Genomic DNA, 23,053 nt, shown 5'->3' on the forward strand with positions numbered 1-23,053 from the left:
TTCCTCTACAGAAAAACACAATCAGCGTTTTATTTTATCCGACCTTTTGCAGTTTAAAACAGCGCCATTTGCTTACTCGCATGAACGGGAGACGCCGGACGGAAATAGTGCTCCGTTATATCCACAAGGCCGTCGGCGAGCAATCTGAAAAATTCAGTTTCCGTCATGTGCTCCGCGTAAGCAGAAAATACATATGGCCCGTTTTTCCAGTACGCCGCCCATGTATTTTTCGAAATGCCCGCCACGGATACCATTGTGTCTCCGATACGGCGCTGTTTCCAGCTGGTGCCATACACGCCGCTGATATTCTCCATGCTGCCCACTCTGGAAGAACGCACCGTAATTTCACTTCCGTCATCCTTCACATAACGGATATCACCCGTCTTTCCGCTGATGGCAGAAATATACCGGCACTGATATCCCGCCAGCCCGGGCAGGTACAGTGGCGAAAAGCCGAGTGCCGCAGAAACTTCCCCATATGTGCGGTATTCTGTAATCGGATTCGGTATTTCAGTAATCGATTCTTTCGTATCCGCAGCCATCACTGCCGTGCCGCTTATACTGATGGCAGCAATCATGGCTGCCAAGGTCTTTTTCATCGTTATCATATAAACCGACTTTCTATTTTATATGCCATATTATATGACATCAAAAAAGAATATTCAATAATTTCCGACTTTAAGTCATAATATTTTCATCTTTAAACTTGAGACAAACTGTGATAATATAGCCGATAAGAAACAAATTGTTTGAGAAATATTTCACAGGAGCTTTTATGGACAGACGACAGCAAAAAACGCGAACTGCTATCTTTGACGCGTTCAGCGAACTTTTATCGGAAGAATCTTATTCACGCATTACCATACAAACCATCATCGACCGCGCGAATATCGGACGGAGCACTTTTTATTCCCACTTCCAGACGAAAGACGACCTTTTGAATGCCATGTGCACGGAACTCTTCCGGCATATCATCGACGGCGTCATGAATCATGACCTCCCTGCAGACCATCACAATGCTCCCGGTGTGCCGGATCCTGTTTTCTGCCACATCCTCCAGCATATCAAGAGCAACTCTTACCATATCAAAGATCTGCTTATTTCCGAAAGCAGCGATATTTTCCTTAAATATTTCAGGGACAGCCTGCGCAGCCTCATCAGTATATATATTCTCCAGTCCCCGGACCATCAAAAAAAAGATCTCCCCGATGAATTTCTTCTGAACCACATCACAGGCAGTTTTGTGGAAATGGTCCAGTGGTGGGTAAAGAACCGTATGAAGCAGACGCCGGAGGAATTGGATTTCTGTTTCCGTTCCGTTATCTATCCTGTCATATGAAGATAAAAACCGTGTTTCCCCGCCGGAGCAGAACAGCAAGGCAAAGAATCCCAATAGATCAGCGGCCTCCCGGATACACTCATGATGACGGACTATAAAGGCCGCGTCATCAAAATGTCCTCAGACATGTCCAATGAAAAAATACAGGAACCTACGTAAAAATCCCCTGCCGCGCATCGGTAAGGGATTTTTCGATTTTCATCTGTCGAGTACCAATAAAAGCAACACTGCCTGTCAAACGTCAGTCAGTGTACCAGCAATGATTCTGTCTTGTTAGCTGTTAGCTACGAGATTAAAGCCGACAACCGGAAGCTGGCAGATAAAAGCTCTAAAACCGTAACTCAGAGTGAAACGAAGAGTCTATTACCGTAATGACGAAAGCGGTAAGCATGATTCCGTATTCTGTTTTCCGTCTTCTGTCAGCTGATTTCCGTTTTCTGTCATCAGCATAATAGATTTTTCACTCTTCATACTTCATAACAATTATCGTTTACCGCTTTCTCTACAAAGTATTCTTGTGATCGTTCGGAAAACCCAATGACGGGGTGTCAGGCCAGCTGCTTTCCTTACTATAATAAAATAAGTGCAGCAGGGGAAATGTTGTATTTCTCTTTGCTACACTTATATGGTACTAATGACGCTGTAAGAAAAAGTGTCATAATACTGTTTTCCGTTTTCCGACCGCTGACTTCTGTTAGCCGATAGCTGATTTCCGTTTAGGTTTCCCCTGATAAAAGCAACTCTACTCTTAAAACGTCATCCAGAGCTATGCGAAGGATCTATTACCGTGGTGAGGAAGACTGTAAGCATGAACCTGACTTCTATCTTCTGTCAGCTGTTTTCTGTCTTTTATCCTTTAAAAAGTAAGGCGCATCTGATACCACACCACATTGCCGTGAACCGATACAGATATTCCTTCGTTAAGAAAACCGAACTTGCCATAATAATGGATCAGTTCTTTCTTGCAGGTGAGGACAAGACCTTTCCGTCCTTCCTTTTCCGCATCATGGATAGCGCGGCGGAGTACCAGTCCCGCATAACCTTTCTTCCGGCAGGCAGGAATCGTATTCAGCCCGAAAATCATCTGCCATGCGCCATGTTCATCATGCATATCCGCTTTCTCATACATTTCGTCAGTAAGATCCGCAAGGTTTGTCACCATACCGTCCGCAAAGGAAATCAGTTTTCCTTTTTCAAAGAGGAGCCAGAAATGATTGCCGTAATAAGTGAGCCTCTCTTTGAAAGAATCCTTCGTCGCCGCCTCGGCAGGAGGAAAACACTCCGCTTCCACCGCAGACACCAATGCCAGATCATCTATCGTTGCTTTGCGTATTTCCATAAAGTCCTCTTCTTCCCTTTCCTCTATACCAATCCGTAAAAAAGCACCTACCGTCCAGTAAGTGCTTTTGTCTTATCAAATATCAGTACAGCTTCGCTCCCGCAGGGATATGGTCGTCTACCATGAGCAGATGGAGTTTTTCTTCGCCGTCTTCTTCGTGGATTGCAGAAAGCAGCATACCGCAGGAGTCGATGCCCATCATATTCCTCGGGGGCAGGTTCACGATAGCGATCACCGTCTTGCCGATGAGGTCTTCCGGTTCATAGAAGGCATGAATACCGGAAAGGATGGTGCGGTCTTTGCCGGATCCATCGTCCAGTGTGAACTGAAGAAGTTTCTTGCTCTTCTTGACTGCTGTGCAGTCTTTGACTTTCACTGCGCGGAAGTCCGATTTGCTGAAAGTTTCAAAATCAACCGTATCTTTAAATAAAGGTTCTACTTTTACTTTGGAAAAATCAATTTTTTCAGGAACGGCAGGGACGGCCTCCTTCACTTCCGTTTTCCCCTGGTCGCCTTCCGGCCGCATCGCAGGGAAAAGAAGAACGTCTCGGATACTGGAAGAATTGGTCATGAGCATGAAAAGACGGTCAAGCCCGATGCCGAGTCCGCCTGTCGGGGGCATACCGTATTCCAAAGCAGTAAGGAAGTCTTCATCAATGGGATGCGCTTCGTCATCGCCATGCTCTCTTTCTTCTACCTGCATTTCAAAACGTGCCCTCTGATCCAGCGGATCATTTAATTCGGAGAATCCGTTTGCCAGTTCGCGTCCATAAATATAAGATTCGAAACGGATGGTATATCTCGGATCTTTGGGATCCAGTTTGGACAGCGGAGATACTTCGATGGGATGCTCTGTAATGTGGACAGGCTGGATAAGGTGCTCTTCCACATAGTCATCAAAAGCAGCTGCCAGAAGCTTGCCGAAGCCGTCAAATTCACCGTATTCCACATGAAGTCTGTCGCAGATGGCACGTGCTTCCTCAATGGTCTTGCAGGCATCAAAGTCTTCCCCGGTGTATTTCTTTACCGCTTCTGCCATGGTGAGTCTCGGCCATGGGCCTGCCACATCTATTTCCGTTCCTTCATAGGTGAATTTCGTAGTGCCGTAAGAAGCCATGGCGCAGGCTGCCACGATCTGTTCCGTCTGGTCAATGACATCATCGATATCGCCATAAGCCTGGTATGTTTCAATAGCGGTAAACTCCGGATTATGACGGGTATCCATGCCTTCATTGCGGAAGTTGCGGGTGATTTCAAATATGCGTTCATACCCGCCGACAAGAAGTCTCTTTAAATAAAGTTCCGGCGCAATGCGGAGGTACATGGTCATATCCAGCGCGTTGAAATGCGTCATGAAAGGTCTTGCATTCGCACCGCCGTAGAGCGGCTGAAGAACCGGCGTTTCCACTTCGAGGAAACCGTGTGCGGTATACCAGTTCCGGATAGCCTGGAGCATATTCGCCCTCTTGATGAATGTTTTTCTTACATCGGGATTGGCGATAAGATCAAGATATCTCTGGCGGTAGCGCTGTTCCTTATCCGTAAGGCCGTGCCACTTTTCCGGAAGCGGGCGGAGAGACTTGGAAAGCATGGTGAAGTGCAGGACACGGATGGTCGTTTCTCCCGTGTGTGTAGTGAATACAGTGCCTTCCACCCCGAGGATATCTCCCATGTCTACCAGTTTGAAGAGATTCCATTCATTTTCACTGACAGTATCTTTCCGGAAATAAAGCTGGATATCCCCTTTTTCATCACGAAGCGTGCAGAATGCCGTTTTTCCGTGCCCGCGGATGATCATAATACGGCCTGCCACTTTGACATGCTCCCCGCTTGCTTCCAAAGCTGCCGCATTCGCATGGATATCTTCACTGTGATGGGTGCATTCATACTTTCCGCCGTAAGGCTCAAATCCCAGTGCGGCAATCTTCTCCAGCTTCCCCCTTCGGATCAGCATCTGGTCGTTCAGTTTTTCTTCCATTCCGAAACCTCTCTTTGCATATAACCAATCAGCAATAAAATTTATGCTTTGATTTTAATAACTTTATACTTTACAACACCGCTTGGCGCTTCCGCTTCTACAATATCCCCCGCTTTGGCGCCCATCAGTGCGCGGCCGACAGGAGACTCATTGGAAATCTTCCCTTCAAAAGGATCCGATTCCGTGCTGCCCACGATCTTCACCGTTTCTTCTACATGGTCTTCCAGCGCTTCAATGGTTACCGTCATTCCTACATCGACGCGGCTCTTTCTCCCTTTTTTGCCGCTGTCAATAATTTCCGCCGTACGGATCTGCTGTTCCAGTTCCTTAATACGTCCTTCTACGAAAGACTGCTGGTTTTTTGCATCATCATATTCGGAGTTTTCAGAAAGGTCGCCCATAGCGATGGCTTCTTTCAGACGTTGTGCTACCTCGCCGCGCGTCTTTGTACGAAGTTCATCCAATTCTTTCTGTAATTTTTCAAGACCTTCTTTTGTTACAAGTGTATGCTGCAATTCTGCCATGCCAATTGCTCCTTTTTCTATAAATATTTTATAAAACTCCCATTATAAGGATATATTATTAAGTATAAGCAGATAAAAATGTATTGTCAATTTGATAAGAACCGTTCCTTACGACTCCCGCCCCGTTTGGAAAGCTTTTTTACAAAAAGAAATAGGGGCCTGCCTTCCAAAATCATTTCTGCCATAGGAAACAGATTTCCTCTTCCCGTTTTCCCCTTACCGGATTGATATCTTCCCTGTTCTTTATTTATAAAAAAATTCTGCACCCATAAAAAGAAAAAATATCATTTTCTCAATTACATAAGGCTTCTTATCAATTTCAAAATCATTTCGGGCAAATAAAGTCCATATAGGGAGAAATGAGGAGATTTCAGCCTCTCACAGGACAATCGGATCCCGGACCGCATTCATTGTTTTTGCAACATATTTATCAGAATGAATAAATATCCATTTTTGAAATTATTGTCCTTCCCCAGATATTTTAAAAAAACCGATAAAAACGGCGTTTCAAGATTTCTATTTTTATAGCCCCCGGAAATCTGAATGTATCATGATGTATCACTCCAATCCATATCAATATCCGATAGCGTTCCATTTTTTTCGTTTTTCTTCATTTTTCTTTCTACTCCTCAAAGGTCCTCAAAAGTCCTCAAGGATAAAGAAATATATTTTTTTGAAATTTCCTATTGTACTTCCTGTTTATCTGTGATATATTTCTTTCAGCAAAAATATTACGCGCCCTGCATGAAAGTGCAGCTGAGCTGCGGAGCACTTCTCGAAGTGAACGGTTTTCTTTGTTTCCCTGTTTCTTTCACCATAACGAAAGTAAATGGGGATTGCCTATACCTGAAAATCGGGCATTCCGGTGAGATTCCGGACAAATATCTTCCCCCGTTCCGAATATGTGTCGGAAATTGGTACGAGAAAGAAGGGAACTACATTGTCTGAAAGCAGAAAAATGGGAGTGGTACAGCTCACCACAGTCACCGCCATCAACATGATGGGATCCGGCATTATTCTTTTGCCAGCAACACTCGCGGAAATCGGTACGGTTTCCATTTTCGCCTGGATTCTTGCCTCTATCGGCGCTACTATTCTTGCCTACGCTTTTGCCAAATGCGGCATGTACAGCAAAAAGGTAGGCGGCATGGGCGGTTATGCGGAATACCGGTTCGGCCGTCTTGGAAACTTCCTTTCCAACTACACTTACGCCATTTCCCTAATTATCGCCAACGTAGCTATCGCTACCGGTGTAGTCAGCTACGGTTCTTACGTTTTCGGTTTTGACCTTTCTCCCATGGAAGTTTGTCTGGCGACCATCGGCACGCTTGCCATCGCCGCTTCCATCAGCCTTGTCGGACCGAAAAAATTCGGCAAATTCACCTCTTTGGGTATGATCTGCATTCTTCTTCCGGTCATCGGCCTCCTTCTCTGCGGCTGGTACTTTTTCAGCCCGGACATCTACGTGGCTGCCTGGAACCCGCATGACATGCCTTTCTATCTCACCATGCGCGATTCCATCGCCGTCATTCTCTGGGCATTCCTCGGTCTCGAAACAGCCTGCGCCAATTCCGATACAGTGGAAAATCCTGAAAAAAATGTGCCTGTCGCCGTTTTGGCAGGAACGATGATTGCCGGCGTATGCTACATGATCTCCACGGCGATTATCGGAGGGCTTGTTCCTCATACAGAGCTGGTGTCCGCCGGCGCGCCTTTCGGTCTTGCTTACGCGGCCATGTTCGGAAATACAGTAGGACATATGGTATCTGCCATTCTTGTTGTTTCCTGTTTCGTATCCCTCACCGCATGGCAGTTCACCATCTCCGAGGTGGTAAGAGAGGCTGCCACCATCGGCCACTTCCCTTCCTATCTCCGTAAAGTCAATCGTTTCTATGCGCCTTACATGGCAATCGGGACCCTGGTTTGTATCCAGTCCCTACTGACGCTGTCTACAATCAGCCCCTCTCTGTTAAAGCAGTTCAATGTCCTTATCAATCTTGCCGTCATGGTCAATCTCATTCCCTACCTGCTTGCCATGGCTGCCGTTCCCGATCTGCAGAAAGCGGAAGGCATCTCCGCGGCAAAAGCAAAACTACCGAATATGGCAGCTATCATCGGTGGTGTATACAGCGTATATGCGGTCTACGGCTGCGGATGGGATATCATTCTTTACGGGACACTCGTTACCGTCTTCGGCATCATGATCTATATGCTGAAAACAGCCCGGCTTTCTCCTGCCGGATTCCAAACCTATCCGCCCAAAAAATAACGTTTCAACTTCAAGCCTCCGCAGGGAGGTTTTTTTACTGCGAGACACACACGATAAAACCCCTCCCGAAAGAGGGGCCTTTATTTCTTATAAGCCAAGATTTCTGTTTCCGTATTTACATCATATGCTTCTTCCCATTCTTCAGGAAGATTGTCCAATTTTTCCCATTCCCTGCATTCTTCCCCATCATCTTCCAAATTGAGGAAAGGGGAGAAATAAACAGGTTTTCTGATCTGCAGGTATCCCTTTTCAAAGATAAAACGGACTGCCTTTGTAAGATACACGCGGTATTCCGCTTTACCACAGCGGGAAAGCGTTTTCTTCTCATTGATGATCCGCACTTCTTTTATTTCTTTTTGAAGGGCATGATCTTCCTGCACCACGGCAGGGCGGCTCGAGTGGATTTCTTTTTCTTCCGCTTCACGGAAGACCCATTCCAAAACATCCGTCTTTTTTCCGCCGGCCGCCCTGCCCGTCATTTCCTGCGTCATTATATAGCATTTTCCGCCGGCATAAATACCGACGGGCAGGAGATATACAGGATGGAAAATGGACGGATCGCATCGGTACTTTTCAAAAACCTGTCCTGCCATCCCTTTTAAAATCTTCAGTGTTTTTTCGCTGAATCGTAAATCCAATAATTCCATGTTTTCCCTTTCTGATGAAAATGTCCGCCTCGCGTAAATAAAGGCGGACATTTTTTATTTCTGTTCTTTCTTTTACTTCGTCCCGAAAATCCTGTCTCCCGCATCGCCGAGTCCCGGAAGGATGTATTTCTTTTCATTCAGCTGCCTGTCAAGGGCGGCGGTGTAGATCGGCACATCCGGATGCGCGTCGTTCACGAGTTGTACGCCCTCCGGTGCAGCGACAAGACACATGAATTTGATCTTCTTCACGCCTTTTTCTTTCATCATGTCAATAGCCGCCACGGCACTCCCCCCGGTCGCCAGCATGGGATCAATCAATATGAAATCACGGTTTTCCACATCGGGAAGTTTGCAGTAGTACTCCACAGGCTTTGCCGTAACGGGGTCACGGTACAGACCGATGACACCTACACGGGCGGAAGGAACGAGTTCCAGAAGCCCGTCAAGCATTCCGAATCCCGCCCGGAGGATGGGGACGATCCCTACTTTCTTCCCTGCCACGCGTTTCCCTTTCATCACTTCCAAGGGCGTTTCAATTTCTATATCTTCCATAGGCAGGTCACGAGTCAGTTCATACCCCATGAGCAGTGTGATTTCCTTCAGAAGCTTTCTGAAATCACCGGAACTGGTTTCTTTCTGGCGCATAATCGTCAATTTGTGCTGAATAAGCGGATGGTCGATTACCTGGATCTGCATTTCATTTCCTCCTGTTACAACGGATTTCTCAATTTTACTCCCATTATTTTATCACTTTTTATTTTGGATGTCTGTAATTCTTCCGGCGGGCCACCGGAAATATTCTTACAGGCGCCGGTGACGCATATCTTCCCATGCCATGATCACCGCACCGCCGGCAAGAATAATCTGGACCGCCAGATGGATCCAGAGAAAGAGGAAGATCAGGCCGATAAGGGAACCGTAAGTGACGCCCATGCCCGATATATGGAGGATATAGTAACCATACCCTGCAGTCAGGAAAAGGAGAGCCGCCGCCACCAGAAAGGAAGCAGGAATGATGCGTGTCCATTTCGTGATGTACCTGTTTGGCGCATAACGGTAAAAGGCGGATAAAGACAGGCTCATGACGACAAAAGGAATGGCATACCGCGACGGCCGCCAGACCTGCCAGAAGACAGACGGCAGGTCCATGATATAGTCCTGTACAAGGAATATGACGGCATTGGCAAAGACAATCAGCGTAAGAGAAAGAATCATGGCAAATACAAGAAATACGGTAAAGAAGCAGGCTTTCAGGCTGACCTTGAGCCAGGACTGGATATTTCTGTCCTGAAAAAATATTTTATCCATCCCGCGGACAAGGACGGCCGTCCCCTGTGAAGCGGTCCACACTGCAGCGCCGAGACCGGCAAAGAGCCATATCGTACTCCGCCCCGCGATGATACGGGCTATATTTTCCTCCATACTTGCCGCAAACTGGGCCGGCAGATATTGCAGCAGGTCAAGGATCGTATCAAGCTGGGGCGCCGCAAAGAACAAGATACAGTTCACCAGGAAAATCATAAACGGAATGAGCCCGAGGATAAAGCAGTATGACGCTTCTGACGCAAAGGAGCCCACATCATCATCGATATATCTTTTAATCAAACACTTTATGAAGTATACGGCTGACGGATCTGAATTTTTCGGTTCCATATGCTGCCCACCTTGCCATTTTGAAAAACACTATAAAAAGGAGGTATAAAGGAATAAATTTCATTTCTCCATACCTCCTTTTGCTGCACACAATCAGAAATATCTGTGTATTTTATTATAGCACCAACTCTTACTGTCCGCTCTGGCTCTTCTTCGCATTGGCATTCTTGTAGCGGAGCTGCTTGGAAAGAACCATCTTGCGCATGCGGATACTGGAAGGCGTCACTTCCACCAATTCATCATCGTTTATCCATTCCAAAGCGGATTCAAGGGTAAAGAGGCGGCACGGCGGCAGTTTAATGGCATCATCGGAACCGGAAGCACGGGTATTTGTCAGATGTTTCTTCTTGCAGGGATTGACGTCCATATCCTGCTCACGGGCATTTTCGCCGACAATCATGCCTTCATAAACTTCCACGCCCGGGCCAAGGAAAAGTTCCCCTCTGTCCAGTATGGAATTCAGACCGTAAGCGGTGGTCGTGCCCGCTTCAAAGGCGACAAGCGAGCCTCTCGTTCTTTCGGGAATATCCCCTTTATACGGCGCATATCCCTGGAATACATGGTACATGATGCCTGTGCCGCGAGTGGTGGTGAGAAGTTCATTTCTGAATCCCAAAAGTCCGCGGGCTGGAATGGAAAAGTCCATCTTCATATATCCTGCCAGTTCTTCCATGGAAATCATTTCCGCGCGGCGCGGACCGAGTCCTTCCATGACGGCCCCCATAAATTCCTGCGGCACTTCGACAGTCAGCCTTTCCAAAGGTTCGCAGCGCTTGCCGTTGATTGTTTTATAAATAACCTGCGGTTTGGATACTTCCAATTCGAACCCCTCCCGCCTCATCGTTTCAATGAGAACGGACAGATGAAGTTCTCCCCGGCCGGAAACGAGGAATGCATCGGATGTTTCCGTTTCTTCCACACGGAGAGCCACGTTCGTTTCAATTTCTTTCATCAGGCGGGCGCGGATGTGGCGGGATGTAACAAAATCGCCTTCTCTTCCCGCGAAAGGACTCTTATTGACATGGAAAACCATGGACAGCGTCGGTTCATCGATATGAATGGATGGGAGCGCTTCCGGATTGGCGGCATCGGCTACCGTTTCACCGATATTGATGTCTTTAAATCCTGCCATCGCCACGATATCCCCCACGCCTGCTTCGGCGACGGGAGTACGTTTCATTCCCTGCCAGTTGAAAAGCTGTCCTACATGATCGGTACGGATTTTTTCTCCATCCGTAATAGCCACGGCCATCCCCTGCTTGACCGTTCCCCTGGTCACACGGCCGATCGCCACTTTGCCGAGATAATCATCGGCTTCCAGCGTGGTCACCATGATCTGCAGTCCTCCATCCGGATCACCTTCCGGAGCGGGAATCCGTTCCAGAATCGTATCAAACAGAGGCTGCAGATCCTTCCCTTCATCATTCATATGGAGTTTGGCGATGCCGCTCCTGGCGGACGCATAAATCAGCGGAAAATCAAGCTGCTCATCATCAGCATTAAGCTCGATGAAAAGTTCGAGAATTTCCCCTTCCACATCAGACACACGCTGGTCAGGACGGTCAATCTTATTGATGACGACGATCGGTTTCAGGTGATGCTCAAGAGCTTTACGGAGAACATACTTCGTCTGGGGCATCGGGCCTTCATGGGAGTCAACAAGGAGCAGGACGCCGTCCACCATGTTCAGGATACGTTCTACTTCCCCGCCAAAATCGGCATGCCCGGGCGTATCTACAATATTGATCTTCACACCATTATGCATGACAGACGTATTCTTCGCCAGGATTGTAATTCCCCGTTCCCGTTCCAGCGGATTGGAATCCATGACGCGTTCCGCCACCTTCTGATTTTCCCTGAAAATATGGCTCTGCTTCAGCATGGCATCCACAAGAGTGGTTTTACCATGATCGACATGGGCGATGATCGCAATGTTGCGGATATCTTTTCTGATCATTTCTTTCCTTCTTCTCTCCGGCCTTCCGCCTCAATCTATAAATCCACAGTATAACAAAATCTTTGTATCGGTAAATACAATTTATTTTACCACATCACAGACTCGGATAAAAGCATTTTCAAAAAATATTTTCCTTTTTATGCATCATATTTTTGTATTACCCCCTTGAACTATGTTAAAATGTAATTAAAGAGAGAAGATTTTTCTCCCTGGAATTTCATTTATAAAAGAAAGGTGGGCTGATGATCATGTTAGATTACAAACGGATTCTTGTACCTTACGACGGTTCCGAGTATGCGAAGCGGGCTCTTGACCGTGCCGTTTCCGTGGCAAGATGCTGCGACGGCGCAAAACTTTTCATTGCGACCGTTTCCCGGCCGATGCCGCCGATGGAAAAAATCGCGCGGGAAAAAGCATATGTCTTTGATGCCGATAAAAAAGAACCGGAAAAGAAAGACCCCGGGCAGGTTATTTTGGATGATTCAGAAAAACTCATTCCCGAGGATATTCCTCATGAATTGATTTTCCGTGTAGGCAATCCGGGATCCGTCCTGCTGGATCTCTCCTTTGAAAAAAACTGCGACTTGGTTATTATGGGCAACCGAGGCCGCGGCGCTCTCAAGAGCCTTTTCATGGGTTCCGTTTCCAGCCATCTGGCAAGCAACGTGAAATGCCCCATCCTTATTATTAAATAGTACAGCGGAAATACCGCGGAAAAGGAGGTCCGCCATGCTTACTTTCAAAAAAATCCTTGTTCCCTTTGACGGGTCGGAACACGCAAAGCGTGCCCTGGCAAAGGCTGTATCACTGGCGCAGTGCTGTGACGGCGCAAAGCTGTATATCATCACTGTTGATGAAGATGTTTCCGCGCTGAGCATGAATAATCTGGAAAGGGCTTACATCAATGAACAGATGCAGGCCATCCACTTCCGCCCGGCTGATAAAACTCTTGATGAAGCAAAAGCTGCCGTCCCTGAAGGAATCGAAGCGGAATATATCGCCAAAACCGGAGACCCCGGCATGCTGATTGAAAATACGGCAGACCAAATCGGCGCAGACCTGGTTGTCATGGGCAGCCGCGGCCTGGGCGCCCTTACGGGCATGCTCCTCGGCTCCGTATCCAATTACCTGTTGACCCACGTGGAGGCGCCTGTATTCATTGTGAAATAATTTCCCGTAAGACGAAACGCCGACCTTTAGAGGGCCGGTGTTTTCTCCCTCCGGTGCAGCCGATATTTTCACAGGTATTTCTTTATTTTCCGCACAGAAAATCAGATTTCTCCATCACAAAAAGAAAGGCGGTTATTATGCTGGATTTCAAAAAGATTCTCGTCCCCTATGACGGTTCCAGCCATGCGAAAAAAGCGCTGAACCAGGCCATTTCCCTGGCGCAGTGCTCAGACGGCGCAGAACTCTATGTCGCAACGATTTTAAACAGCACCATCCCTGCGGATGATGATCCCGACCAGGTCGACATGGCGGAAGTCGAAAAACTCATTCCTGAAAACATCCCCCATAAGGTTCTTCTTGAAATGGGGGAACCGGTACCCATGCTCCTCTATCTGGCAGGAGAAATCGGTGCCGACCTGATCATCACGGGCAGCCGCGGCCGCGGCGCTCTCAAGAGCCTTTTCATGGGTTCCGTTTCCAGCGGCATTTTGAAGAATGCAAAATGCCCCGTCTTTATCATAAAATAAACTTCCCAATTGAAAATACCGATACCGGACTCCCTGAAAATATGTCTGACTTTTTCAGAGATAGTGCGGTATCGGTATTTTTATGATGCTTTCGGCCCTTCCACCTTATAGTACCAGCAGTAAAGCGCAGGAACGACCAGTAATCCTATAGCAGTCGCAAGGAGAAGTCCGCCGATAAACGATACGGCAAGGGGACGCCAGAACGGACTGGGAATCAGCGGAACAAAACCAAGTACATCGGTTACGCTGGAAAGCATGATCGGCCGGAAACGGAGCGCCGCCGACTCGATGACCGCATCATAAGGCTTCTTCCCATCTGCCAAATGCTGGCGGATCTGGTCAAGAAGGATGATGCTGTTCCGGACAACCATGCCGGATAAGGCCAGCATACCGACAATGGATACGAATCCCATGGGCTGCCGCGTAAGAAACAGCGACAGAATCGCACCGATCAGTCCCAAAGGCCCGGTTATGCCCGCAATTACCATCAGCGGAATTTTATCCAGCTCAAACATCAGAATCATAAGGATAAGGAAAATCATGATCGGAACCGGCGCCGCCAGGTACTGTACGGATTTTTCACTGTTTTCTATGGCTCCGCCTTTTTCCAGCGTATAACCGTCAGGCAGATGTTCTCTAAAGTCCTTAAGCGTCCGGTCGTACAGTTCATTGACTACGGAATCGGCAGTCTTATCCCCGCCGGCTTCGCCGCGGATAGTGATGGTCGGGTGCAGATCGCGCCGCCAGATCGTGCTTGTTTCATTCTCATAGGAAATATCCGCGATTTCCCCAAGAGGCACATACCGTCCACTCCCCACATGGACAGGGAGGGAAGAAAGATCGGCCAGCCGCGCCGCATTGCTTCCTTCCAGCCGGAAGCTGATCGGCACGAGCTGATTTCCCTGATAGGATTCCGCCACTTTATAGCCTGACAATTTCACATACAGATCCCGGGAAATGGAATAATTATCTCCCCCCAGTTTCCTTACTTTATCCTGATCGATTTTTAACCTGACGACCGGTGTTTCTTCCGGCCAGTCCATACTGACATTCTTCATGCCGGGATACTGAGAAACAAGAGCCGCCGCTTCTTTAGCAAACTTTGCCGTGTCTTCCACATTCTTTCCCGAAAGCCGCAGCATGATCGGATATTCAGCAGGAGGCCCTGTGGTAATCAGACGGGCATGGGCCCTTGCATCCGGATATTGTTCCGCAATAAATGCCAGCGTATCGTCACGAAGACTGTCTCTCACCTTGCTGTCGCGCGCTACAAGGATCATCTGTCCGTGGCTGTCTTCCGGTGCCAGCGGATCAAAAAGCAAAATAAACCTCGGCGCGCTGTCCCCTACATAGGTGGAAAAGGAAGATACCCGATTGTCCCCGTATAAATTGTCCGCAATGCCCGCCATGACCTCTTTCGTTTCCTTGATGGATGCGCCGGAAGGAAGGTTCACATCAAGAATGATTTCCGGCCGTACGGAATCGGGGAAGAACTCCTGGTTCACAAAAGGAATAAGTGCCACTGTCCCCGCAAAAATCGCTGCTGTACCTATGATAACCGTCTTTTTGAAACGGATGCACCAGGCGATTGCCTTATAAAACAATCGGTAAGCCCTGTCCGCAAAAGCGGATTTCTTTTCTCCTGCTTTCACCCTGATGAAACGATACCCCAGAACCGGGCTCACAAAGATGGATGCCACCCAGGAAAGAAGAAGCGTAGAGGCGATAACCCAAAAGAAGGCGCCTACATATTCCGCCGTCTGCCCTGCGGCAAAACCGACAGGGATGAAACCCGCTGCTGTAATAAGCGTCCCAGCCAGCATCGGTTTCGCACATCCTTTATACGCCGCCTGTGCTGCCGCCAGACGGTCCATCCCTTCTTCCAGTTTGACCTGCATCATTTCAATTACGATAATCGCGTCATCTACAAGAAGGCCGAGCGATACGATGAGCGTGCCGAGGGAAACGATATGGAGATCGATCCCCTGCCATTTCATGTAGATAAAAGAAGCGCATACCACCACCGGAATGCACAACGCCAGCACGATCCCGCTCCAAAAGCCCAGCGACAGGAAACTGGCCGCCATGACGATAACGATGGCTTCCAGCAGGGATTTTGTAAATTCATGAATAGAATCATTCACCACCGACGGCTGATCCGCCACCTGCTCGATATCCAGACCGGCAGGAAGCTCCGCTTTCTCTTTTTCAATTTCCTTCTCCAGATTTTTCCCGAGAACCAGATTATTTCCGCCAGGCGCCATAGACACGGCAATTCCTACTGCCGGTTTTCCATTGAAATACATGAGAGACGTTTCCGGATCCGCATACATCTGTGTGACTGTCGCCACATCGCCCAGATGAAAAGAACGCTCTCCCACGTGGATCGGAAGTTCTTTCAGTGACTCCACCGTATCCAGAAGCCCTTCTACACGAACCGCCACATTTCTGGAATCAGTGTGGATCATACCGGCAGGCATCATCGCGCCCTGCTGCTGCAGCATGGCAAACACATCCGACGGCCTCATGCCGAAAGAAGCCAGCTTATTCTGATCCATTTCGACATAAATTTCCTGCTTCTGGACACCGAGAAGTTCTACCTTCTGCACATCCTCCACACCTGTCAGGCGCCGCCGGATATTTTCCGCATATTTACGTTTTTCTTCATAAGAAAATCCGTCTCCCGTGACGGCGTAAATAGAGCCGTACACATCATCGAACCGGTCATTAATATAAGGCCCCATGACTCCCGACGGCAGACTGCCCCATTCATCATTGACCAGATTGCGTATTTCATGCCAGCGGGTCTGCATCTCCTCTTTCGGCACAGAATCTTTCAGATTGACATAAATCACGGTTTTACCGTCATGGGTGAAAGATTTGATATAATCGAGCCCCTTGGTATCCTGCAGTTTCTTTTCCAAAGGATCCGTCACCTGCTGCGTGATCTGCTGCGCCGAAGCGCCCGGCCATGCAGCCATAACCACGGCCTGTCGGATTGTAAAATCAGGGTCTTCGCTGCGCCCCAGATGGAAATAGGACCACAGTCCGCCCGTAATGATGGCGATAATGAAAAAATAGACAATCTGTTTATGCCTGATCGCCCATTCTGCCAGATTCAGGCCTTTCATAACCGTACCTCTTCCCCTTCATGCAGTTTCTGCACACCGGCGGTCACTACACGGTCGCCTTTCTGCAGGCCTGAAACGATCTCTACCGTATCATTCCCATACTGTCCCGTTTCCACCTTCTGCAGATATACTTTATGATCCCGCACGATCCACACGGCAGGCTGCTCCGACTGTGCAGCCATAGCAGAAAGCGGCACCATGATCTGTTCATTCCCCTGCGGGTCATCAAAAGACACTTCCGCCGTCATTCCCACCACGACATCGGAAGGCGCGTCAATGAGCGTCACTTTCGCGTCATAAGTTCCCGTGGACGTATTTGGCGCTGCCGCCACTTCTCTGACTGTTCCCTTCAATTGCAGATCAGGAAACGCCCAGAAGGTGACTGTACAGGGAAGGCCGACAGAGTATTTTCCGTACTGCTTTTCCGTAAAGGAAATATGGACATCTTTTTTCGTATCATCCACGATAAGAACGACCGGCGTTCCTGCGCCGACCACCTGACCCACTTCGTAAAGCGTGCTTCCCACCACGCCGTCACGGTCTGCCGTAAGCGACGTGAAACCCAGATTATTTTCCGCCCGCGCCAGAGCAGCCTGCGCCTGGGAAAGCTGGGCCGATGCCAATTCATACTGGTTCTTCGTCTGATCCATCGCCAGGTCAGAAATTGCCTGAAGTTCGTGAAGCTTTTCATAACGGGCCATCGTGGATGACGCCAGACGATACTGCGCCTCCGCCGCATTCAACGCGCCCGCGGCAGCAGCAGCCTGTTCCGATGCATCTTTGGAATCCACCGTCATAAGGACCTGTCCTGCTGTGACACGGTCACCGGAAGAAACAAGACGGCGCGTAATCCGTCCCCCCACCTGAAAAGCAAGCGGCGATTCAAAATAGCCGTGAACCGTGCCGGAAAACTTACGGCTTTCTGCTTTTGCCGTTTCTCCGACAACCATCGTCTTGACAAGCACCGCTTTCGTTTCTGCCTCTTTTTTATTCCCACACCCCGTCAGTACAAGAGAAAAGCCGACCCATACAGCGGCAAAGATGACCGCGAACTTTTTCATGTATTCCTCCCGAAAGAATTTTAATAAACATTTGTTGATTATCGTTCAAATGTATTATATACTTAGGCTGACTGTAAAGGCTATCGGCAATTCCCATGAAAGTGCCTTTTATGAAACTGTTTTAGAGAAAGTGTTCAACAATGACTGATAAAAAAAAGGACTTGCGGTTCCGTAAAACGGAACTTTCCATCCGGGCTGCCTTCTTTGAACTGTTAAAAAGCAGGCGTATCTCTGAAATCACCGTGGCGGAAATATCAAGAAAGGCCATGCTCGGGCGGGGGACTTTCTACCTCCACTACAAAGACATCCATGACCTTCTGGACACCCTTGAGAACGAATATGTCGAAGCCATTGGGAATATTATTGACGAGTACTATCCCATCGCGCCGGCGGCAAATATTTCGGACCTCACGGAAAAACTGTTCCGTTACATCACCGCCCACGAAGAACAGCTCCGCCTTCTCTTCCACCACATTTCCACACGAAGCTTCATCGACCGCCTGATTATCCGCCAACGTTACGTATTCAGCCGTCTGGTGGAAGAAGGGGGCTGTGATGCTGCGTACAATGCAGTGGAAATGTCTTTCATGATTTCCGGGTTTGCCGGTGTTATCCTTGATTATTGGTTCTTAGGCTCTCTTCCTCTGTCAGAAAAAGAAATCATCTATAATCTGAACCGCCTTCTCCTCAATTTTTCCCGGGCGAAAAAGGAAATGAAAAGAGGCGGCCCGTCATGAGAAATATCCGGATCACTCTTGCCTATGAAGGAACGGCATACAGCGGGTTCCAGCGGCAGGAAAACAGTATAACCGTCCAGGAAATTCTTGAAACCGCCCTCCAAAAACTGACAGGTACGAAAACCACGCTCTACTTCGCCGCGCGCACGGATGCCGGCGTTCATGCCTACGGGCAGGAATGCACCTTTTATACGGAATCTTCTATTCCCGGCGATCGTTTCATATTCGCGCTGAACATTCTCCTTCCTCCCGATATCCGTGTAACGGAAAGCAGAGAAGTGCCCTATGATTTTTCCGTGCGCAGGAACAATTACGGAAAAACCTACGGCTACCTCCTTACCGAAGAAAAAGACTGCCCTCCCTTCTTTAAACGGTATACCTGGCAGACAGGACGAAAACTGGATATTTCAAAAATGGAAAAGGCGGCAGAAGTGCTGTCAGGCACTCATGACTTCACCTCATTCCGCGGGAATAATTCCGTTCCTGCCAGCCCGGTCCGTACTATCCATGACATACGGATCATCAAAAAGCATCACTTCTTTCACATTTTCGTTACCGGAGAAGGATTCCTTTATCATATGGTAAGAAATATCGCAGGTGCGCTCGCTGATGCAGGCACCGGAAAACTGACTCCCAAAGATCTGCGGGAGATACTGGAAGCAAAAGACAGAAAATTCCTTGGCGCCACCGCTCCTGCCCACGGACTCTGCCTTCTCAAAGTATACTTCACGCCTGTTACAAAAGAATTGACGGAAAAGACAATCTGCGGCTCTTATGCACCGTGGAGCGTATAGCAGACTCTGTTGCCCACACAGCAAAAAAGACATCTCCTCCCTGTAAAAGGAAAAGATGTCTTTTTTTATGTCCTGAAATAAAAATACATGGCCAGCAAAACGGCTGTCACAAGAAAGACTGTGATAAACGCCAGCCTGTCCCTGGACGTATACGCCAGCTGATGCATTTTCGTACGCCCTTCCCCGCCGCGGTAGCACCGCGCTTCCATGGCGGTCGCCAGATCATCGGCGCGGCGGAACGCGGAAATAAAGAGAGGCACAAGAAGGGGCACCATCCCTTTGGCTTTCTGCCACAAATTCCCGCTGGTAAAATCAGCACCGCGGGAAGACTGGGCTTTCATGATCCGATCCGTTTCTTCGAGCAGCGTCGGAATGAATCGGAGCGCGATGGTCATCATCATTGCCAGTTCATGGGCAGGCACGCCGAAACGGCGGAACGGATTTAAAAGCACTTCAATCCCGTCTGTCAGGACGATAGGACTCGTAGTATACGTCAGAAGCGAAGAAAAGCCGATAAGGAATACAAGACGGAGCGTCATAAAAAGACCGTTCCGAAGACCTTCTTCACTGATATGGATAAATCCATAACTGAATACTTCTTTCCCCGGCGTAGTCAGCACATGGATCAGGAGCGTAAATACCAGAATGACCCAGAGCGGCTTCACCGCTTTCCAGACCATGACAGGCGGCACGCCCGAAATCATGATGCATCCCAGCGTAAATACCGTCACAAGCAGGTAAGACCATGGATTGTTCGCCAGGAAAATGGCACAGATAAAAATCATGGTACAGAGAATTTTTGCCCGCGGGTCCATACGGTGGAGGAATGAATCTCCGGGATAATACTGACCCAGCGTAATATCGGTAAGCATTATTTCCCTCCTCCCAGCACAGCATACATTTTTTCCGCCGCCTCTTCCACTGTCCGTGCGGTTTCCGGCACAGGAATTCCTTTTTCTTTCAGATAGAGAAGCGTCTGTGTCAAAGGCGGCGCATCCACACCGCACTCCTTGAGCGTCTCCCTGTGATGGAGGAAAATATCCATAGGATCCCCGTCAAGGACAAGGCGCCCCTGATGCATGACAAGAAGACGGGTCGCCAGACGGGCAATGTCATCCATATTGTGGGACACAAGAATGACGGAAAACACGCCCTTTTTATACCATCCCTGAATACGGCTGAATATTTCCCGCCGCCCCACAGGATCCAGCCCGGCAGAAGGTTCATCCAAAATCAGAAAATCAGGATGCATGGCAATCACGCCGGCGATGGCCACACGGCGCTGCTGGCCGCCGGAAAGGCGGAAAGGCGACCGTTCGGCAAATGTTTCATAATCAATCCCCGCAAAGCGCATGGCGCTCTTTACTCGTTTTTCCGTTTCCTCTTCATCACAGCCCTGGTTCCGCGGACCGAAAGCAATATCTTTCGCCACCGTTTCTTCAAAAAGCTGATGCTCGGGATATTGGAAAACCATGCCCACCGAATGGCGCTTCACCATAGCTTCTTTTGTCTTTTCCGCCAGATCTACGCCGTCTACGGTCACTTTCCCCACGGACGGATGAAGGAGGCCGTTCAGGTGCTGTATGAGTGTAGACTTGCCGCTCCCCGTATGGCCGATGATGCCGATGAACTCTCCTTTATCTATGGTCAGGTCAATATCTTCAATCGCCGCCCGTTCAAAAGGAGTTCCCTTCCCATATATATAACTTACATTTTCGACACAAATGGACATAACGCCTCTCCCAATTCTTCATCGGTCATACACTTCTCGGAAACCGCCATCCCTTTCTTGCGGAGGCGTCTTGCCAAATCCGCAGGGACAGGCACGTCCAGACCGATTTCCGTCACCTTATCCGCCTGTGAAAATATTTCCCTCGGCGTTCCTTCCATCTTGAGGACACCCTTGTCAATAACAAGGATATGATCCGCCGTGACCGCCTCCTCCATGAAATGGGTAATGAGGACGATGGTGATCCCCTCTGTTTTATTCAGCTCATGGATCGTGTCCATGACCTCCTTACGCCCTTTCGGATCAAGCATGGCAGTCGGTTCATCAAGAACGATGCAGTCGGGCTTCATGGCAAGAACGCCGGCAATAGCCACACGCTGCTTCTGCCCGCCGGAAAGCATGGACGGCGCCTGTTTACGATAGGATGTCATCCCCACCTTTTCCAATGCAAGATCCACACGTTCTCTTATTTCTTCAGGAGGCACGCCCAGATTTTCAGGACCGAAAGCCACATCTTCCTCCACCACGGCAGCGACAAGCTGGTTGTCGGGATTCTGGAAAACCATGCCCACCTTCTGGCGGATATCCCATACACGGCCGGCGTCGGAAGTGCGCATTCCTTCCACAATAAGCTCTCCTTCCGTCGGTATGAGGAGCGCATTCAGATGGCGGGCCAGCGTGGACTTACCGCTGCCGTTCGTCCCGATGATGGCGGTAAATTCCCCTTTTTTGATCTGTGCCGTTACATCTTTGAGCGCATCAAAAGTTTTGCCTTCCTCCGTTTCAAAAGTATGGGAGACATGGCAGATATCAAAAAGAACTTCTCCGGAATCGCTTTCCATTCTTTCCTCACTTTACATACAACGGCGTTTCATAACAACAAGGCGGACTGCTTTTCGCCAAATGCAATAAATCAGTTTATATTCTAAGGAACTATGCGGCTTTTGTCAATGATTCCCTTCCTCTTTTCGTTAACAATACAATATAAAAAGGAGTTGGTCTCCCAACCCCTTTTAGTAAAAAATATTATTTCTTTGCTTCCAGTTCTTCAATCTTCTTCTGCTGGAGAGCAAGCTGTTCCTGCATACGGCCGATCATGTCATACAATTCAGATACAGAAGCGGTTCCCTTCATCGAAGAACCACGTCCCAGCTTGACGGAAGCACCGAAGGTATAAGCATTATCCCCATTGGAAATGCTGCTCCCGAAACTGAACATCACATCTCTGTTCGGACGATAGAAAGCACCCAAAGCGACAGATGTTTCGCTCTTGTATGTGCCGGTGGCTACGGCAACATTCCATTTATTGGCAGGATCAAAATCAAGCGGATGCAGGCCTGTCAACGCGGTGACTTTCGCCAGTCCTTTATTCGTCTCCGTATGCAAACTGTCGATCTGTCCCTGCAGGAATGTATCGCCTGCCTTACGTGCAGACGCTTCTGTATCGATATTGGTCTGCAGCCTCTTATCTGCTTCCCCGCGAGTCGTTGCTTCTGCATCGATATTGGCCTGAAGCCTCTTATCTGCTTCCTCGCGAGTCGTTGCTTCTGTATCGATATTGGCCTGAAGCCTCTTATCTGCTTCCTCACGGGCAGACGCTTCATCCTTAATAAGCCCGTGCAGCTTCATATCCATCTGCATACGTGCGTGTCTCTCTTTATCCACATTCCCTTGAACGGTATCTACTCTTTTATTCAGGTCTTTTACATTTAACTTCCGGAAATTCGCTTCAGTCTCCAGTTTTTCTTTAATATCGTTATCTGCCGCTTCTCGAGCCGCAGCCTCTTCTGCTACTGCCTGTTCACGGGCAGACGCTTCATCCGCAATTGCTTTATTCAAAATACGATCTGCAGATTTACGGTCTTTCAGTTCCTGAGTTATCATGTCTTTATTTTCCTTAATGGCCGCTTCCGTTTCTGCCTTATCCGCTTTATTCTGCTTCAACCCCTTGATAGCAAGATGATCTGTTTCGCTGCGGTCATCAATCTTGTTCGTTAAATTTTCTAAATCAACGATACGCGTTTCATGATCTTCCAGTGTCGGCGCAGCATACACCCCCGTTGTGCCTGCTGCCACCATAGCGGCTAAAACTGCTGTCCATACCAATTTTCTTTTCATCATTTTTTCTCTCCCTCTAAAAAATAACAAAAACCGATTACACCCATATGTAATCTAATACGTATCAATCTTATTACCCC

21 protein-coding genes are annotated in these 23,053 nt (G+C 48.5%); 7 read left to right on the top strand and 14 right to left on the bottom strand.

The genetic code is table 11. From position 1 onward, the window contains the following. Positions 1-53 precede the first annotated feature (53 nt). Positions 54-608 (bottom strand): hypothetical protein, encoded by a 555-nt coding sequence (locus GCWU000321_RS04655; RefSeq protein WP_007069935.1) that lies wholly within the window; start codon positions 606-608, stop codon positions 54-56. A gap of 167 nt (positions 609-775) precedes the next feature. On the opposite strand from GCWU000321_RS04655, the gene GCWU000321_RS09355 reads away from it, so the two are divergent. Next, positions 776-1,339 carry a TetR/AcrR family transcriptional regulator gene (locus GCWU000321_RS09355; protein ID WP_007069936.1) on the top strand — a complete coding sequence of 188 codons (564 nt, stop codon included), beginning with the start codon at positions 776-778 and terminating at the stop codon, positions 1,337-1,339. 856 nt (positions 1,340-2,195) lie between these two features. On the opposite strand, the gene GCWU000321_RS04665 is transcribed toward GCWU000321_RS09355, so the two are convergent. The 3 genes from GCWU000321_RS04665 to greA form a co-directional block, all read right to left on the bottom strand. Then, complete coding sequence (locus GCWU000321_RS04665; RefSeq protein ID WP_007069937.1) at positions 2,196-2,678, bottom strand: GNAT family N-acetyltransferase; 483 nt, start codon at positions 2,676-2,678, stop codon at positions 2,196-2,198. An 82-nt stretch (positions 2,679-2,760) separates the two neighbouring features. Continuing rightward, complete coding sequence (gene lysS, locus GCWU000321_RS04670) at positions 2,761-4,656, bottom strand: lysine--tRNA ligase (protein ID WP_007069938.1); 1,896 nt, start codon at positions 4,654-4,656, stop codon at positions 2,761-2,763. A gap of 41 nt (positions 4,657-4,697) precedes the next feature. Then, positions 4,698-5,180: a transcription elongation factor GreA gene (gene greA, locus GCWU000321_RS04675; RefSeq protein WP_007069939.1), complete on the bottom strand. Its 483-nt coding sequence runs from the start codon at positions 5,178-5,180 to the stop codon at positions 4,698-4,700. 940 nt (positions 5,181-6,120) lie between these two features. On the opposite strand from greA, the gene potE reads away from it, so the two are divergent. Beyond that, the gene (potE, locus tag GCWU000321_RS04690) at positions 6,121-7,449 is read left to right on the top strand and encodes a putrescine-ornithine antiporter (protein ID WP_040381300.1); all 1,329 of its coding nucleotides are present in this window, start codon (positions 6,121-6,123) and stop codon (positions 7,447-7,449) included. An 80-nt stretch (positions 7,450-7,529) separates the two neighbouring features. Here the strand turns inward: potE and GCWU000321_RS04695 are convergent, their stop codons facing one another. The 4 genes from GCWU000321_RS04695 to typA form a co-directional block, all read right to left on the bottom strand. Continuing rightward, complete coding sequence (locus GCWU000321_RS04695; protein WP_040381302.1) at positions 7,530-8,096, bottom strand: hypothetical protein; 567 nt, start codon at positions 8,094-8,096, stop codon at positions 7,530-7,532. Between the two features lie 72 nt (positions 8,097-8,168). Beyond that, positions 8,169-8,792 carry a uracil phosphoribosyltransferase gene (upp, locus tag GCWU000321_RS04700; protein WP_007069945.1) on the bottom strand — a complete coding sequence of 208 codons (624 nt, stop codon included), beginning with the start codon at positions 8,790-8,792 and terminating at the stop codon, positions 8,169-8,171. 105 nt (positions 8,793-8,897) lie between these two features. Continuing rightward, on the bottom strand, positions 8,898-9,749 hold the full coding sequence (locus GCWU000321_RS04705) for a YihY/virulence factor BrkB family protein (RefSeq protein WP_007069946.1): 852 nt from the start codon (positions 9,747-9,749) through the stop codon (positions 8,898-8,900). Between the two features lie 130 nt (positions 9,750-9,879). Then, positions 9,880-11,706, bottom strand: a complete 1,827-nt coding sequence (gene typA / locus GCWU000321_RS04710; protein ID WP_007069947.1) for a translational GTPase TypA — start codon at positions 11,704-11,706, stop codon at positions 9,880-9,882. Between the two features lie 242 nt (positions 11,707-11,948). Here typA and GCWU000321_RS04715 point away from each other — a divergent pair, with 242 nt between their 5' ends. From GCWU000321_RS04715 to GCWU000321_RS04725, 3 genes are all read left to right on the top strand, one after another. Beyond that, positions 11,949-12,401: a universal stress protein gene (locus tag GCWU000321_RS04715; protein ID WP_007069949.1), complete on the top strand. Its 453-nt coding sequence runs from the start codon at positions 11,949-11,951 to the stop codon at positions 12,399-12,401. A 34-nt stretch (positions 12,402-12,435) separates the two neighbouring features. Continuing rightward, on the top strand, positions 12,436-12,876 hold the full coding sequence (locus GCWU000321_RS04720) for a universal stress protein (protein WP_007069950.1): 441 nt from the start codon (positions 12,436-12,438) through the stop codon (positions 12,874-12,876). Between the two features lie 137 nt (positions 12,877-13,013). Beyond that, entirely contained in the window at positions 13,014-13,403 is a 390-nt protein-coding gene (locus tag GCWU000321_RS04725) for a universal stress protein (RefSeq protein ID WP_022027626.1), read from the top strand. An 80-nt stretch (positions 13,404-13,483) separates the two neighbouring features. Here the strand turns inward: GCWU000321_RS04725 and GCWU000321_RS04730 are convergent, their stop codons facing one another. After that, positions 13,484-16,534 (bottom strand): efflux RND transporter permease subunit, encoded by a 3,051-nt coding sequence (locus GCWU000321_RS04730; protein ID WP_007069952.1) that lies wholly within the window; start codon positions 16,532-16,534, stop codon positions 13,484-13,486. After that, a complete protein-coding gene (locus tag GCWU000321_RS04735) occupies positions 16,531-17,595 on the bottom strand; it encodes an efflux RND transporter periplasmic adaptor subunit (RefSeq protein ID WP_007069953.1) in 1,065 nt (354 codons plus the stop codon). The genes GCWU000321_RS04730 and GCWU000321_RS04735 overlap by 4 nt, the downstream gene beginning before the upstream one ends. A gap of 140 nt (positions 17,596-17,735) precedes the next feature. Here GCWU000321_RS04735 and GCWU000321_RS04740 point away from each other — a divergent pair, with 140 nt between their 5' ends. Together GCWU000321_RS04740 and truA are read left to right on the top strand one after the other, a co-directional pair. After that, positions 17,736-18,332 (top strand): TetR/AcrR family transcriptional regulator, encoded by a 597-nt coding sequence (locus GCWU000321_RS04740; protein WP_007069955.1) that lies wholly within the window; start codon positions 17,736-17,738, stop codon positions 18,330-18,332. Continuing rightward, a complete protein-coding gene (gene truA / locus GCWU000321_RS04745; protein ID WP_007069956.1) occupies positions 18,329-19,126 on the top strand; it encodes a tRNA pseudouridine(38-40) synthase TruA in 798 nt (265 codons plus the stop codon). Before GCWU000321_RS04740 ends, truA begins: the two co-directional genes overlap by 4 nt. Positions 19,127-19,191: 65 nt before the next feature. Here truA and GCWU000321_RS04750 read toward each other — a convergent pair whose 3' ends face one another. The 4 genes from GCWU000321_RS04750 to GCWU000321_RS09145 all read right to left on the bottom strand — a co-directional run bounded on the left by GCWU000321_RS04750 (position 19,192) and on the right by GCWU000321_RS09145 (position 22,976). After that, the gene (locus GCWU000321_RS04750) at positions 19,192-19,998 is read right to left on the bottom strand and encodes an energy-coupling factor transporter transmembrane component T family protein (RefSeq protein ID WP_007069957.1); all 807 of its coding nucleotides are present in this window, start codon (positions 19,996-19,998) and stop codon (positions 19,192-19,194) included. Further along, a complete protein-coding gene (locus GCWU000321_RS04755; RefSeq protein WP_007069958.1) occupies positions 19,998-20,858 on the bottom strand; it encodes an energy-coupling factor transporter ATPase in 861 nt (286 codons plus the stop codon). The genes GCWU000321_RS04750 and GCWU000321_RS04755 overlap by 1 nt, the downstream gene beginning before the upstream one ends. Next, positions 20,834-21,697 carry an energy-coupling factor transporter ATPase gene (locus tag GCWU000321_RS04760; protein WP_007069959.1) on the bottom strand — a complete coding sequence of 288 codons (864 nt, stop codon included), beginning with the start codon at positions 21,695-21,697 and terminating at the stop codon, positions 20,834-20,836. The genes GCWU000321_RS04755 and GCWU000321_RS04760 overlap by 25 nt, the downstream gene beginning before the upstream one ends. A gap of 184 nt (positions 21,698-21,881) precedes the next feature. After that, positions 21,882-22,976: a YadA C-terminal domain-containing protein gene (locus tag GCWU000321_RS09145; protein ID WP_007069960.1), complete on the bottom strand. Its 1,095-nt coding sequence runs from the start codon at positions 22,974-22,976 to the stop codon at positions 21,882-21,884. Between the last annotated feature and the right edge of the window lie 77 nt (positions 22,977-23,053).

The sequence above is a fragment of the Dialister invisus DSM 15470 genome, assembly GCF_000160055.1.
Lineage (GTDB): Bacteria > Bacillota > Negativicutes > Veillonellales > Dialisteraceae > Dialister > Dialister invisus.

Excerpts from the sequence above, each read along its gene's own strand:
- GCWU000321_RS04655 (WP_007069935.1), bottom strand. The coding sequence starts at position 608 with ATGATAACGATGAAAAAGACCTTGGCAGCCATGATTGCTGCCATCAGT.
- GCWU000321_RS09355 (WP_007069936.1), top strand. The coding sequence starts at position 776 with ATGGACAGACGACAGCAAAAAACGCGAACTGCTATCTTTGACGCGTTC.
- GCWU000321_RS04665 (WP_007069937.1), bottom strand. The coding sequence starts at position 2,678 with ATGGAAATACGCAAAGCAACGATAGATGATCTGGCATTGGTGTCTGCG.
- lysS (WP_007069938.1), bottom strand. The coding sequence starts at position 4,656 with ATGGAAGAAAAACTGAACGACCAGATGCTGATCCGAAGGGGGAAGCTG.
- greA (WP_007069939.1), bottom strand. The coding sequence starts at position 5,180 with ATGGCAGAATTGCAGCATACACTTGTAACAAAAGAAGGTCTTGAAAAA.
- GCWU000321_RS04695 (WP_040381302.1), bottom strand. The coding sequence starts at position 8,096 with ATGGAATTATTGGATTTACGATTCAGCGAAAAAACACTGAAGATTTTA.
- upp (WP_007069945.1), bottom strand. The coding sequence starts at position 8,792 with ATGCAGATCCAGGTAATCGACCATCCGCTTATTCAGCACAAATTGACG.
- GCWU000321_RS04705 (WP_007069946.1), bottom strand. The coding sequence starts at position 9,749 with ATGGAACCGAAAAATTCAGATCCGTCAGCCGTATACTTCATAAAGTGT.
- typA (WP_007069947.1), bottom strand. The coding sequence starts at position 11,706 with ATGATCAGAAAAGATATCCGCAACATTGCGATCATCGCCCATGTCGAT.
- GCWU000321_RS04715 (WP_007069949.1), top strand. The coding sequence starts at position 11,949 with ATGATCATGTTAGATTACAAACGGATTCTTGTACCTTACGACGGTTCC.
- GCWU000321_RS04720 (WP_007069950.1), top strand. The coding sequence starts at position 12,436 with ATGCTTACTTTCAAAAAAATCCTTGTTCCCTTTGACGGGTCGGAACAC.
- GCWU000321_RS04725 (WP_022027626.1), top strand. The coding sequence starts at position 13,014 with ATGCTGGATTTCAAAAAGATTCTCGTCCCCTATGACGGTTCCAGCCAT.
- GCWU000321_RS04730 (WP_007069952.1), bottom strand. The coding sequence starts at position 16,534 with ATGAAAGGCCTGAATCTGGCAGAATGGGCGATCAGGCATAAACAGATT.
- GCWU000321_RS04735 (WP_007069953.1), bottom strand. The coding sequence starts at position 17,595 with ATGAAAAAGTTCGCGGTCATCTTTGCCGCTGTATGGGTCGGCTTTTCT.
- GCWU000321_RS04740 (WP_007069955.1), top strand. The coding sequence starts at position 17,736 with ATGACTGATAAAAAAAAGGACTTGCGGTTCCGTAAAACGGAACTTTCC.
- truA (WP_007069956.1), top strand. The coding sequence starts at position 18,329 with ATGAGAAATATCCGGATCACTCTTGCCTATGAAGGAACGGCATACAGC.
- GCWU000321_RS04750 (WP_007069957.1), bottom strand. The coding sequence starts at position 19,998 with ATGCTTACCGATATTACGCTGGGTCAGTATTATCCCGGAGATTCATTC.
- GCWU000321_RS04755 (WP_007069958.1), bottom strand. The coding sequence starts at position 20,858 with ATGTCCATTTGTGTCGAAAATGTAAGTTATATATATGGGAAGGGAACT.
- GCWU000321_RS04760 (WP_007069959.1), bottom strand. The coding sequence starts at position 21,697 with ATGGAAAGCGATTCCGGAGAAGTTCTTTTTGATATCTGCCATGTCTCC.
- GCWU000321_RS09145 (WP_007069960.1), bottom strand. The coding sequence starts at position 22,976 with ATGATGAAAAGAAAATTGGTATGGACAGCAGTTTTAGCCGCTATGGTG.